13 protein-coding genes and 1 pseudogene are annotated in these 13,910 nt (G+C 38.0%); 5 read left to right on the forward strand and 9 right to left on the reverse strand.

The genetic code is table 11. The annotated features are described in order from the left end of the window. Window positions 1-297: IS5/IS1182 family transposase (locus F947_RS06365; protein WP_004973478.1), on the forward strand; the 297-nt coding region annotated here is incomplete at its 5' end. Between the two features lie 115 nt (window positions 298-412). Here the strand turns inward: F947_RS06365 and F947_RS06370 are convergent. Continuing rightward, a complete protein-coding gene (locus tag F947_RS06370) occupies window positions 413-766 on the reverse strand; it encodes a hypothetical protein (protein WP_004973479.1) in 354 nt (117 codons plus the stop codon). A 265-nt stretch (window positions 767-1,031) separates the two neighbouring features. Between F947_RS06370 and F947_RS06375 the strand changes: the two genes are divergently transcribed. From F947_RS06375 to F947_RS06385, 3 genes and pseudogenes are all read left to right on the forward strand, one after another. After that, complete coding sequence (locus tag F947_RS06375) at window positions 1,032-1,337, forward strand: DUF4298 domain-containing protein (RefSeq protein ID WP_004973481.1); 306 nt, start codon at window positions 1,032-1,034, stop codon at window positions 1,335-1,337. A 237-nt stretch (window positions 1,338-1,574) separates the two neighbouring features. Further along, window positions 1,575-1,775, forward strand: a pseudogene (locus F947_RS06380) (I78 family peptidase inhibitor); the annotation flags it as partial. 189 nt (window positions 1,776-1,964) lie between these two features. Further along, the gene (locus tag F947_RS06385; protein ID WP_004973484.1) at window positions 1,965-3,146 is read left to right on the forward strand and encodes an MFS transporter; all 1,182 of its coding nucleotides are present in this window, start codon (window positions 1,965-1,967) and stop codon (window positions 3,144-3,146) included. A 99-nt stretch (window positions 3,147-3,245) separates the two neighbouring features. Here F947_RS06385 and F947_RS06390 read toward each other — a convergent pair whose 3' ends face one another. Further along, the gene (locus F947_RS06390) at window positions 3,246-4,736 is read right to left on the reverse strand and encodes an amidase (protein WP_004973487.1); all 1,491 of its coding nucleotides are present in this window, start codon (window positions 4,734-4,736) and stop codon (window positions 3,246-3,248) included. Between the two features lie 51 nt (window positions 4,737-4,787). After that, entirely contained in the window at window positions 4,788-6,209 is a 1,422-nt protein-coding gene (locus tag F947_RS06395) for a GGDEF domain-containing protein (protein ID WP_051062279.1), read from the reverse strand. 230 nt (window positions 6,210-6,439) lie between these two features. Between F947_RS06395 and F947_RS06400 the strand changes: the two genes are divergently transcribed. Then, complete coding sequence (locus tag F947_RS06400; RefSeq protein WP_004973490.1) at window positions 6,440-6,922, forward strand: hypothetical protein; 483 nt, start codon at window positions 6,440-6,442, stop codon at window positions 6,920-6,922. Window positions 6,923-7,410: 488 nt separating this feature from the next. Here F947_RS06400 and F947_RS06405 read toward each other — a convergent pair whose 3' ends face one another. The 6 genes from F947_RS06405 to F947_RS06430 form a co-directional block, all read right to left on the reverse strand. After that, on the reverse strand, window positions 7,411-8,697 hold the full coding sequence (locus tag F947_RS06405) for a mechanosensitive ion channel family protein (protein ID WP_004973491.1): 1,287 nt from the start codon (window positions 8,695-8,697) through the stop codon (window positions 7,411-7,413). A 273-nt stretch (window positions 8,698-8,970) separates the two neighbouring features. Further along, window positions 8,971-9,504 (reverse strand): DUF2058 domain-containing protein, encoded by a 534-nt coding sequence (locus F947_RS06410; RefSeq protein WP_004973493.1) that lies wholly within the window; start codon window positions 9,502-9,504, stop codon window positions 8,971-8,973. A 15-nt stretch (window positions 9,505-9,519) separates the two neighbouring features. After that, entirely contained in the window at window positions 9,520-10,194 is a 675-nt protein-coding gene (locus tag F947_RS06415; RefSeq protein ID WP_004973496.1) for a YoaK family protein, read from the reverse strand. A gap of 37 nt (window positions 10,195-10,231) precedes the next feature. After that, window positions 10,232-11,428 (reverse strand): serine/threonine transporter SstT, encoded by a 1,197-nt coding sequence (sstT, locus tag F947_RS06420; protein WP_004973498.1) that lies wholly within the window; start codon window positions 11,426-11,428, stop codon window positions 10,232-10,234. A 212-nt stretch (window positions 11,429-11,640) separates the two neighbouring features. Continuing rightward, window positions 11,641-13,365 carry a SulP family inorganic anion transporter gene (locus F947_RS06425; protein ID WP_004973499.1) on the reverse strand — a complete coding sequence of 575 codons (1,725 nt, stop codon included), beginning with the start codon at window positions 13,363-13,365 and terminating at the stop codon, window positions 11,641-11,643. A gap of 118 nt (window positions 13,366-13,483) precedes the next feature. Beyond that, window positions 13,484-13,795: an ArsR/SmtB family transcription factor gene (locus F947_RS06430; RefSeq protein ID WP_004973501.1), complete on the reverse strand. Its 312-nt coding sequence runs from the start codon at window positions 13,793-13,795 to the stop codon at window positions 13,484-13,486. Window positions 13,796-13,910 lie beyond the last annotated feature (115 nt).

The following is a 13,910-nucleotide window of genomic DNA, read 5'->3' on the forward strand; positions in this document are numbered from 1 at the left end:
CATGCGGTGATTCCACCTAGAAAAAATGCGAAACCATGGAAAGATACAAAGAGTAGCTCGCTAGAGCGAAATGAATTACTTCGAACAGTTAAACATTTAGGCAGGACATTATGGAAAAAATGGTCAGGCTATCATCGCCGCAGTTTGGTGGAAACCAAGATGCATTGCATCAAATTATTAGGCGATAAATTAATGGCAAGAAGCTTTCCTAGTCAGGTGAATGAAATTCATGCACGTGTAGCAGTCCTCAACAGATTTACGGAATTAGGTCGACCACTTACCCAAGTTACGCCTTAAATTTGGCTCAATTAGGGGCGCTTTGCATTTCAAATCTTTGTGCAACAAAGCCCTATGTAATTACCAATAGTATTATTACTTTCGTCCTTATGTATGCCTAAAATCAGCAAAAAATCTATTTTTTAAATTCAGTAATATTAATAGGCTGATCTTTGACTAACTCAAGTACTCCTTCACCACCTTTAAAGTGAATAGATACACCATCATCATTGCTCAGTAAAATACCGCTACCAGATACAGCACGTTTTAAATGATAAACTGTGTCTGAATTATCTACCATTTCTGCAGTTTCAAAATTATCTGAAGATTTTAATTCAATGGTTAAATCTTGTGGGCCATTAAAATAAATAACTTGTGTTTCTGCAGGTGCATTACTTTGTACTTTTTCTTGGCTCACTTCATTATTTAAATTTGAGTTACATCCCATTAAACCGAATGCAAGTAATGTTGCCCCTAAAATATATTTCATTTTTGTACCTTTTCTAAAAAATTGAAGCAAACTTATACTAATGACTTTAACTTTTGATAAAAAGATGGAATTACACTTTTATACTAAATTTTACTGAAAGTAATGAAGCTAAAGTTGACTAAATAAATCAGGAATTGTCTTCTTTAAAAATTAATGCAAAAAAATATAGCAATATATGTTTCTTTAAATAAAACCTACATACACTCACATTCCTTGATCTTGAATTATTGTACGCTCATGTCATCTTAATTTTTGAATTTCAGCTATGATTAAAAATAAAATGTACGATGCTCAGGTTTTACAGCAACAATATGAGCAATGGCATGATTTACATCGACAGATGCGAGAAGCGCAGCAAAAATGGCAAGCTGCAGAAAAGCTCTGGCAAGAATTACAGGCCTATTATCAAAGTGAACAATGGCTTGAGGACTATGAAAATGCGCCTGAACTTAGCTGCCGCGAAGGGGAATATTCTATATTATCGCAAGATACGCTATGGAATGCTTTAGAAGAGCGTCGCCAACAGGCAATTGATTGGATGAAACTGAGTTTAAGTGTGATTGAGAATTAAACTTAATCCAAACTTACATCTAATTTATTTTGATCAATAAAACTATCATCACAGTTTTATTCAGTAAATTTACTGCATATCTAATCAGTTATGTTATTTTGAGTTGGTTTGAAGAAATTAAAAACGAGTATCAACATGAAAAAGTTATATAGTGTTTTGGCTGTTTTAAGTGTGGCAACTTTAGCTGCGTGTAGTAATCAGCCTATCAATGAACAAACTCAGGTGCCACAGACCATGCAAAATTGTGTCCCAGAATCTGCTGCGCAGTTAGTTGGTAAAACAGGTTTGACTGAAACACAAATTAAAGCGCTTACCCGAGCTGAAATTGTGAGAATGGTTACACCAGGTCAGCCTGTAACAATGGATTATCGTATGAATCGAGTCACTGTGGTGGTCGATCCGAAAACTAAAATTATTATACAAGCTTCTTGCGGCTAAAAATTTTTAAGAAATTTTCTCAATATTACCCTGAAAATTTGCTCTGATTTTCAGGGTTTTGCGTTTTAATCAGCCAATCACTCAAAATTAAAGGACTACAGTGTTAATATATCGGTTGTCATAAAATTTTAGATCAGGTCAGATAATGCACTTATTTATGTGTTTGAAAAATCAAGGAAATACACATTGATGCAAGCCTTGAATATATCGACACGCTTAGGTGGATTCTACTTTTTCTACTACGCAATTGTTGGGACGTTTTTGCCTTTTTGGAGCCTGTATTTAGAAGATCAGGGCTTTAATTATCAGGAAATTGGTGTTTTATCTTCTATTGCCATTTTAACGCGCTTTTTCGCGCCTTTTATTTGGGGATGGATTGCCGATAAATCAGGCAAACGGATGCTTTTGGTGCGCATCGCAACTTGGATGGAAGCCAGTATTTGGTTACTGATTTTTATTGTTCCGAATAGCTTTCAGTCTGTTGCATTACTCATGCTAATTTTTAGCTTTTTCCAAAACGCAATTTTGGCACAATTTGAAGGCGTGACTTTGTTTTGGTTGGGCGAGAAACGTGCGGAACTCTATGGCAAAGTGCGTAAATGGGGCTCTATAGGTTTTATTGTCGGGGTTTTTGGCATAGGTGCTATTTTGGAAATTATACCAATCTCCATGTTACCGATGTTGCTACTCAGTATTTCTTTACTGGCATTTCTATGGTCATTCAGTATTCAAGAACCAAGCTCCGCACCCATTGCACAAAAACAACTTGAACCCTTATTGCCTATTTTAAAGCGCCCAGTAGTCTATTCATTTTTTATAATTGAATTGATTTTACTGTTTTCGCATGCACCATTTTATAGTTTTTATAGTAATTTTTTAAGTCAGGCAGGATTTAGCACAAGTCAGATCGGTTTATTGTGGTCTGTCGGGGTGGTTGCTGAAATCATTATGTTTGCCTATGCGAGTTTGTTTTTAAAGCGTTGGTCTTGGCGTTCACTGGTTGCCGTATGTTTAATTTTAACAGGCTTACGTTGGGTGATAGTTGGTTTATTTCCATCCATATTTTTTGCACATTTTTTTGCACAAAGCATCCATGCCTTTAGTTTTGGATTATTTCATATCATTGCCATGCGGGTGATTTTTCAAAACTTTTCTGCAGGGCAACAAGGTCGTGGGCAAGCACTTTACAGTACCATGTGGGGTTTAGGTGTTGCACTGGGGAGTATTTTGGCAGGGCATTATTGGGATATTGTTTCAGGCGAATGGATTTTTATTTTTGCAGGATTATCTACACTCGTTGGTCTGTGTTTTATTTGGGGATTGCCAAAGCAATTAGAATCGCAGTCAATGTCGAGTGATACCAAAGCCTAGATTGGTGATTTTGCAGTGATACCGTTCTTTTATCAAAAATAGAAGCAAGCAAAGTTGGATGGGTATAGTTTGCTTGCTTCTTACTAATTGATTGCTACATTAAATACGGATTTTAGCGTATTGATGCCACCACGGTTGAGCTGCTTCGAGTTGTGCAGCCAGTTGTAAAAGCACATCTTCACGTGCAAAAGGCGCAATAAACTGCGAACCCAATGGTAAGTTATCTTTATTCCAATACAAAGGCACAGACATTGCAGGCAGCCCTGTAATATTGGCAAGTTGAGTAAATGGCACCCATTTTAGGTTTTCTTTGACAATGCGGTCGACCAATTTACCTTGCGCTAACCAATGTGCTTTACCTGCATGTAATAGTGTTTTTAAAATTGGTTTTTGCCATGCAGGGGTTTTCACTTCGCCATTTTTCGGTGCAACTGAAGCTGTTGCAGGAATGAGGTATAAATCATAACGCTCAAAGAATTGATTCATTTGTGCGACATATACCCCCCAATTATTCAAATTGCGAATGTAATCTACTGACGTGGTTTTTGCGCCAAAGGCAGCCAAAGCCAAAGAGTCTAGCTCAAAATTATCGGAATGATTTGGCAGGCGAGTTTGAATTTCAGCAATTAAATAAGCAAATTGGCTAAACCATGTGGTAATGAAATCTTTGGCCAATTGCATGCCATCAATAGCAGGACGGTCTTCAACCACTTCATGCCCTAAAGATTCTAAAAGCTGTACGGTTTTTTGAATGGCATTGATGGCATCTTGTGAAACAGCTGTACCAATCGGAGATTGGGTCGAATATGCGATTCTTAATTTTTTTGGCGCTTGCTGAATTGCATCTAAATAACTGCGTTCAGGAGCTTCAATTTTGAAAAGTGAATGACCATCTGCGCCATGCGTTGCATCGAGCATTGCCGCACTGTCACGTACACTTTTACTTAAAATATGTTGCATCGCTGCACCATGCATGGCTTCACTGAGTTGTGGCCCCCACGGGGTGCGTCCACGACTTGGTTTTAAACCAAACAAACCACAGTAAGACGCAGGAATACGAATTGAACCACCGCCATCACTTGCCCCTGCAATCGGCACAATACCTGCCGCAACTGCAGACGCAGAACCACCAGAAGAACCACCACTATTGTGTTTCAAATTCCATGGATTTTTACATGCACCCCAAGCATCTGGCTCGGTTATCCCTTTAATCCCAAATTCAGGCGTGTTGGTACGTCCAAAGGTAACGATTCCGCTATTTTCCCAACGATTTACAATTTCTGCATTTTGTTCTGCAAGATGATGCGCACGTTTTAAACCCTGACAACCAAATGAAGTCGGATAGCCTGCATATTGTTGAAATAAGTCTTTGACTAAAAAGGGCACACCTGCAAATGGGCCTGTTAATTTTGTTTGTGTGCGCTGCCGTGCATGTTCATGCATAGGAATAATAATGGCATTTAATTGTGGATTGGTTTGTTCAGCACGTTGTAACGCAATATCTAATAATTCTGAGGCCTGAACATCCTTTTTGGCAACCAGCTCTGCCAAGCCTAAAGCATCATATTGGAGGTATTCTGCAAGTTTCATTTCAATCCTGAAAATCTGTATTGTCAAATTGATGTTGTATGCTATTTTTGTTTAAGAAGCAAGAATGACCCGATTACGACCTTGCATTTTTGCCTGATCTGCCTGAATAATTAAATCTTGTAAAGGGAGATTGGTGGGTAAGTGTGTATGTGACACGCCCATGCTTACTGTAAAATGAATGAGTTCAAGGTTTTCTAAATTTAACGCTTGATGTTCAATACACATACGAATACGTTCTGCAATGCGTTGAGTTTTATTTAAGTTATTATTGTTCAGCAAAATAATGAACTCTTCACCACCAATGCGACAAAATAAATCGTGATCACGTAAATTGCTTTTAACGATGTTAGAGAGATGTTGCAAAGCACGGTCACCGACATAATGCCCATATTGATCATTCATTTTTTTAAAATCGTCGATATCTAACATAATTAAAGACAATGAATGATTGTTTTTATGCTTTAAAGCTTTTTCACTTAACTGAGTAAAACTACGGCGGTTCAGTGTTTCGGTTAAACTGTCATGATTTGCCAAATACAATACTTCTCTATACAACTGATTTCGGTTTTGGCTAATCACACATAAAATTAACGTGGCAAGACCTAAAATAATTAAACCCACACGAATAGAAATAATGGTGGTTAAATAACTCGAATTCACTTGATCTATAAACAAGCCTGTGACGCTGTGATACAGAGTTAAACAGACCAAGCTATTAATCAGTGCCAAATTAAAAATTTGATAGCTGGCAGCTGCCCAAATTAACGCAGCCAATGGATATAATAGTGCGCCTGGCCCATAGAAAATATGGGTGCAGGCGATAGAGATCAGTAATGCAAAAAAGGGCAAGATATCCTGAATTTGAGTTTCTTTAGCATATTGATTATTTATAAGTTTTTTGAATTTAGACCAGCCTGGGGCAGCCAAAATTAAAGGTAAGACAATTACCGCATTTAAAATTTCACCAGACCACCAAGTAAAAAAATCAATCCAACGATTTTCTTTTAACATAAAGGTGTGCGGCAAATTTGGCAGCAGAAGAATGGCAAATAAAGCCCCAAAGAAACAGCCTAAAGTTACAGCAATAATATGTGGATATAGCTCTGACACATTATTATTGCTCGCTGGAAGTTTAGCGCGGGCAAAATTAAAGAAAAACAACCCACTAAAAACAGCTACAAAGTTGGAAAGCGTTAAACCTAGCGTCATCAGGAAAGTATTGTCTGTGACCAAATCGGCGCCCATATAGCCAAAAAAAGCACCCAAAATTCCACCAAAACTTTTTAAAGATGGAAAGCGAATGAGTAGCCCCAACAAGAGGGCGTTGCTTGGCCAAAAAAAAGAAAAGTAGCTAAGTGGGCGAGTAAAAATACCCAATAAACAAGAAAAAAATACCACAACGGCTAGCAGTCCAAAGGCAAATATTTGCTTTTGAGTCGAAGATATAGTTTGCGGTATGCTAAAGTTTTGCAAGTACTAAACTCACTTTTGCAATGGGTTGATAATTAAGAAAAAAACTTGAATGAGTGTGACGTTCACAACAGAAAGGCGATCATATCAAATAACCATTACCTACAAAGTCGATTAAATGTAAACCAAGTCACATTTTCGTTAAATAAAATTGTTGTCTTATGTTTATGCTTGCAGATTTGGATTAAAAATATGCTAAGTTGTCTAAACGGTTTATATCTTTAAATAAATGTATGAAAAAAATATATCTAACCACAGTTTTAAGCTTATGTTCTGTCTGCGCGATTGCGAATGAAAATACAACAATAGATTCAGCCAAGTTAACGCCAGTAGCAGCAGAAACGACCAATAAATTTCGTGTGGTGACCCGTCCAGAAATTGTGGGGCTGTGGGGCATGCAAATCCCAAATAATCGTAAATGTATTGAATATTACAACTTTAAAAGTAATAGCGATGTGGTGATTAAAAGCGGTCAAGAATGGTCTGCAGGTGTATATGATTATCAACCTTCACAAGACCCTGCAAATTCGTTACCGGCTTTAATTTTGCAAGTTAAATATGACAATAATGAAGTGGATTGTTCTGGATATCAGGAAGACCAAACAGGGGACATTTCACAATATTTTGTAAAATGGAAAAATGCGCACACCATTAATTTCTGTAGTAATGAAAAAGCAGAACAATGTTTTGCGACGTTGTACCGCGTCCTGCCTTAAACTTTTCATTATTTGGTCTATTAGAGATCTTTTATAAACTCGTACCCCTCATCCTGTAGCGCGTGTATTGATCATCTAGAGCGCTAAAGCACAAAAGTAGTGAATTTCAATCTTTCATTAGACGAATTATTGATGATCATTTTTCGAATCCAGAATCAATTAACAAGAGCGACACATTTTAGTGAGTTGAAAAGTTAGGTGAATTCTTAGAATCATTAGACTTTTTCAACCAGCAATGACCTTATTACATAAATTTGGAGCAAGCTGTGATTTAAAGGTTTGAGGAAATTTAAATATAATTAAAACATAGTGTTAGATTTTTGTTTCAACAAAGCTCTTACAAATAAGACTTTATTTTCTCTTATTCATATACGAGTGTACGAGTGCATTTTAATTTAATGAAAATTTTATCGTCTTGCTGAAAATAAAAACGGCTACCGAGCCATGCAAGAATTTTTGCAACACATGGCTCGGTAGTAAATTCACAATTATGCCTCGTCAATTTCTACAGGATTTAGACTTTTGGCAGAGCTTGCTTTAAATGGTGCGCCAATTTGCTTTAAATCTGAACCTGATGGTGCTTGATACACTTTTAAGCCAAACTCAGGAATAATCGCCAGCAAATGATCAAAAATATCGGATTGAATACTTTCATATTCTTTCCATGCAGTGGTTTTGGTAAAGGCATAAATTTCTAGCGGTAAACCTTCACTGCTTGGCTGTAGTTGGCGAATAATCAATGACTGAGATTGATTAATGCCAGGATGCTGTTTCAGATAAAATTCAACATAGGCACGGAACGTCCCTAAATTGGTTAAACGGCGTTGGTTGTATTGTGATTGATTTGCTAACTGCTGATTAAACTGCTCAATTTCTTCATTTTTGCTATGTAAATATTGATCCAATAACAAAAACTCTTTAAGTTTGCTTTGTTCATGGTCAGTCATAAAGTGCACAGAACTTTGATCAATTAAAATGGCACGTTTAATACGTCGGGCACCAGCTTCCTGCATGCCACGCCAGTTTTTAAAGGTATCGGTAATGAGTTTATTGGTTGGAATAGTGGTCAGGGTTTTATCCCAGTTTTGCACGGTGACTGTATGTAATGACATATCAATGACATCACCATCGGCATTTAAAGAAGGCATTTCAATCCAGTCACCAATCCGTACCATATCGTAGGAAGAAATTTGTACCGAAGCCACTAGAGATAAAATGGTATTTTGGAAAACCAACATCAAAACAGCAGCCATCGCACCAAAACCTGCGAGTAAGGTAAACACATCTTTTTTCAGGAAAGTGCCTAAAATCATGAGGGCACAGACCACATAAATAATGAGTTTAACTAACTGCAAATAGCCCTTAATTGGCTTGTTGCGTGACTTAGGGTTGCGTTGATAGAACAGGTTAAAAATATTTAAAAATTCAGAAATTGCCAATGCAATGGTCAGGAATATAAAGGCTTGCGCACCCATTTGCACAAAGCTTTCTACTTTATCTGACAAATGCGGAACGGTGGTGATGCCGTTCATAATCACGACAGCTGGGACAATGTTGGCAATACGTCGGATGACACTATGCTGTGAAATAATTTCACTATTGGCAAAGGTCATTTTAGAAATCAGTTTGCGAATCCCGCGCACTACAATTTGCTTGGCAATAAAGTTGGCTAAAATTGCCAGTAGAATCACAATACTGAGTGAGGTCAGCATTTCTAACCAAGGGTATTGGTTATACCATTCCTGAATATTTTGAATAAAATTAAATTCTTGCAAAAGGTCCTCGCTTTAAGGTTGCTGATTTTCGTCTGCACGGCACTTAGAATTTTGGCCTGCAATTCACCTTAATTCTTCATTGATGTATGAAATTGTTAGATAGTGTATCGACTAAAGTTTAAATTTGAAGGCTGAGTAACTTTTTGCTACATTTCAATTATTTGTTTTTACTGAAAGTTTTCAATCAAGTTGCAGTCATAATAAAAAAGCCAGTACAGATACTGGCTTTGAATAGATACCTAGCATAAATATTTGCATAAATACTTGCGTGATCTACCACATTAAATCATCTGGAATCACATAGGCTGCGTATGGATCTTCTTCATCTGTCGTGGCTTCATTTTTCTCGGCATTATTGACAATAATAAAGCCTTCCATTTTGCTATTAATACGTTCAGCTAAAGCTTTAGGCAGGAACGCATAACTGTCATTTTCTTTGGCAATCACCAAACTACCTGCCACGAGTGCATTGTAAATTTGTTGATTGATATACACTTTTTTAATCTTGCCATCTAAAAACTGATAAGCCACTTCACCATCGGTATCACGAATTTTATGCTGCTGAATCATTTGCATAATTGCTGCTTTCAGTTCTTTTTCCTGTAAAGCGGCTTTCTTTTCTTGCTCAATAGCTTGGTCTTTGGCGAGTTTTTCTTGCTGTGCCTGTGCAATTTTGGCTTTCACTTCAGCATCTTTACTTTCACCTGTGCGCTGTTCGTGTAAGGTTTGTTTAGACAGTTTTTTTGCTTTTTTATTATCCACTAAACCCGCTTTGAGCAATTGTGCCTGTAGTGCATTTTTAACCATGATAATTTCCGAAACTTAATGTTGAAGATGTCGATAGCGAAAATAAATAATCCAATACACCAAACTCAAACTTAGGCTGAGTCCTGCAGGTACCAGAAAAGAATTCAGTTTAAATGTAGGATAAATGGCTGCAGCGAGTAATCCACCCACAAAGAAACCAATTAAAATCAGTAGGTGTAAAACAATACGTCTTTTTTCAACTTGTAAGCCCCGCACTCGATAACCGAGGGCTAAGCCTAAATCGGTCAATACCCCAGATAAATGTGTGGTGCGGATGATGGTGCCTTTATAGTAGCTGATCATGGCATTTTGTATGCCCATGGCAACTGACGCCCAAAGCAGGGCATAACGTGGGAAATAAGGCAATAATACCCAGCAGATTAAAATAAAAAAAGCCACCAAACTCATGGGAAAACCATAGCGACGCCCTAAGCGAAAATTGCTATTTCCTAAAATGACGCCGCTATAAAATGAGCCAATCACGTAGCACAAAATCACCAGAAACAAGAAAATCATGGCTTCTGGTTTCCAGTCGATTAGCGCCATCGCCAAGATACTAACGTTACCAGTCATGTGCGAAACGGACTGGTGCAATACGGTCACCAATCCGAGTACGTTAATAATTCCAGCATTGACGGCTAGAAAAAAAGCACCAAATTGCACCCAAAGGGGTAAAGTTTGAAAAGGCATAATGAGTGATTGCGTAAGTTTCCTAACGCATTGTATCTTAACTCAAACCACGGTCAACCGCAGTAGTAAATAGCACATCGGTAGATGAGTTAAGCGCAGTTTCGGTTGAATCTTGCAATACGCTAATGACCATACCAATCGCAACAACTTGCATAGCAATATCTGAAGAAATACCAAATAAGCCACACGCTACAGGAATCAGCAGTAACGAGCCGCCCGCAACGCCTGAAGAACCACAGGCCGACACCGTTGCAACCACAGATAAAATCAGCATGGTGCTAAAATCGACAGAAATTCCTAAAGTATTTACCGCAGCTAAGGTCAAAACGGTAATGGTGACCGATGCGCCTGCCATGTTAATTACTGCACCTAACGGAATTGCAACACTTGCGGTTGATTCCTGTACGCCTAAACGCTTGGCTAAGTCTAAATTGACAGGGATATTGGCTGCAGAACTACGGGTAAAGAAAGCAGTAATGCCACTTTCGCGTAAGCATTGAAAAACTAAAGGATAAGGATTGCTGCGGGTCACAAATGCCACCATGATTGGGTTGATGACCAACGCGACAAAGAACATCGTACCTAACAAGACTGCCAATAATTGAGCATAACTGGCTAAGGTGCTCAAGCCTGCATCGGCAAATGTCACGGCAACCAAGCCAAAAATACCGAAAGGCGCAAAGTTAATCACCAAGCGAATAACGCGATTGACTGCATTGGCTGCATCATTCAACAATGCTTTGGTGGACTCTGTAGCATGGCGGAAGGCAATCCCTAAAGCCACAGCCCAAGCCAAAATACCAATAAAGTTGGCTTCGGCAATGGCAACTACAGGGTTAGCAACAAAACTAAGTAAAAGATTTTTCAAAATTTCAGCAAGACTGCCCGGCGGGGTTAATTCTGACTGTGTTGCAACATCTAAAAATAATGTACTTGGGAAAAGCGTACTTGCAATAACTGCACTGAGCGCAGCCAAGAACATACCAATCGCATACATCAGCATAATCGGTTTGATATAGGCATTGCTGCTTCCAATTTTAAAATTGGCAATCGATGCCATGACCAAAATAAAGACTAAAATTGGCGCAACAGACTTCAGGGCTTTAATAAATATATCACCCAAAAGGCTTAAATAGGGCGCAGATTCTGGAAATAAAATTGCAACAGCCACACCGAGTACAATTGCAATCATAATTCGGGAGACTAAACTCAAACGCAAAAAAGCTGAAAACATACGAAAACAAGGTTAAAGAAAAGCGGCTATTTTATACTGAAATATCCATGTGCTTAAAAATAATTTTTATATAAAAATTAAGTCTATATTTTTAAAAGTGATATTTATTAAACTACTTAAATTTCAGCAAGATAAACGTACTCTTTGATCAAAAAGCATGTGTGTTGAGCATCCAGTTTTAAAGATAAAATTAAAGATCAATTTCTTGATCTTTAAGTCAGTTCAGGCGCAAGCTCTTGCATGGCTAAATAATGTGAAAAAAAAACTTTTCCATTTAAATGCTGCAAAAGTTTTGAGTGTTGTAATTTGTCCATTACCGGGCCTTTAATTTCAGAAAAATGCAGACAAATATTCAATTTTTTTAGTTCAAGATTTAAATCTTCCAGCATTTCGAGTGCGCTTAAATCAATACTGCTAATACTCGAACAATTCACCACAACATGCTTTAACTGAGGGTTTTGACTGACTTGATTAATAAAAAAGCCTTTTAAAGTATTGGCATTTAAAAAGGTTAGATTTTCGTCAATTCGCATGGAAAGTACGTGTGGCGCGGTACGCACTTGATGCCGCTGAATATTACGAAAATGTTGTGTGCCTTCAAGTAAACCAATTACCGCAATATGTGGTCGGCTAATACGCCACAACATTAGAATAAAGGTAGATACAATTCCAATAATTAAACCTGTCGAAATATCAATCAATATGACGCCAAAGAACGTCACCCACATGGCTAGACCATCGGCTTTGGAATAACGCCAAGTTTCTTTAAAAGACTGAAACTCGACTAGTTTCCAAATTGAAACAATAATGGTTGCAGCCAAAACAGCCAGAGGTAAATCTTGGAAAAATCCCGTGAAGTATAAACTGACAATAACAATCATGATGGAGGTAAATACACCTGCCATTGGTGTTTTTGCACCTGCATCGGCATTGACCACGGTACGCGACAAACTGCCTGTGACGGGAAAAGAGGAGCTAACACCTGCGCCAAAATTGGCTAAACCGAGTGCAATCAGTTCCTGATTGCTATTTAAGTGACTACGTTGTTGTAAGGCGGTGGCTTGCGCAATAGACAGAGATTCCACAAAACTGATCATGGCAATCATGGCTGCGCCAGGAAGGAGTTGTAGAACAAGTTGTGCATTCCATTCAGGGAATTGAATAGGCGGAAATCCTGAAGGAATTTCTCCGACTGTTTTAATGCCGATTTGTTGCAAATGCAATGAATAAACCAAAGCAATTGAAACGATCACCAATACCAATGGCAAGGCTTTTAAGATAAAGCCGCTACCTCGAACACGCTCACGAATGGCATTACTGTTGATGATTTTAGGGGCATAAATTAGAAATAAAATGGCAGCAACACCCAAGAGCACGCTATAAAAATGGGTTTGTCCCATATATTTCCAAAAGCTGTATAAGAACTCAGGTAAGTTATTGGCTTTAAGGGGGATGTCTAACACAAATTTAAGCTGTCCAATCGCAATCATTAATGCAGAGGCAATAATGAAGCTTTTAATAACAGGATGGCTAATGAGTTGAATTAAAAAACCGAAGCGAAAAATCCCTAAAAGTAGCGAAATAATGCCGACCATCACAGCAAGTAAACAGGCTGCTTGAATATAAGCTGCCGAGCCGACTTCAAATAAAGGATTGAGCGTCGCAAAGGTCATCATAGAAATAATGGCGACTGGGCCAATGGACAAGGTTGGGCTGCCACCAACCAAGGCGTACATGATCATGGGGATCACGCTCGCGTATAAACCCATGACAGGAGGCAAACCTGCAAGCATGGCATAGGCCATTCCTTGAGGTACCAACATGGCAATGACAATAAACGCAGACAGCAGATCAGATTTCAATGTTTCTGCATTGTATTTTCGCAGCCATTGCCAAGCAGGCAGTACACGAGCCAAACGTGAATTGAAATCTGACATACTGAAATCTAAATCATAAATTTAGATATATTATGAACAAAAAATGCTAAGAAGTCTTTGAAATAGCAGGAGAGTATTCAAGTTTTATGGTGATGCCTGATAATACAGGCCTTATCATTTAGACCTGCGGGCAATAAAGTGCATAGAGGGTATTAAGTACCTGCACCATTTTTTCATCTTTAATTGAATAAAAAATTTGCTTGCCATCACGGCGGGTATTCACCACATCACTTTTACGCAGCATCATTAATTGTTGCGATAAAGTAGGCTGATGAATTTGAGTTATTTCTTCAATTTGCGATACGTTTAATTCTTGTTGAGATAAATGACAAAGAATTAAAAGACGGTCACTATTCGCCAAAGATTTTAAAATTCCAACAACGGTATCCGCAGATTCACGCATTGATGTGATTTCAAGACCATCGTTCATTGTTTTATTCTCTTAATTTACAGCTAACCCAATATATATTAGGCGGGAGTGGAAGATAAATTATATAACATAAATCATTATTTATATATGAGAACAAGTATCATTTAAGAAAAGA

This window comes from Acinetobacter towneri DSM 14962 = CIP 107472, assembly GCF_000368785.1.
GTDB lineage: Bacteria > Pseudomonadota > Gammaproteobacteria > Pseudomonadales > Moraxellaceae > Acinetobacter > Acinetobacter towneri.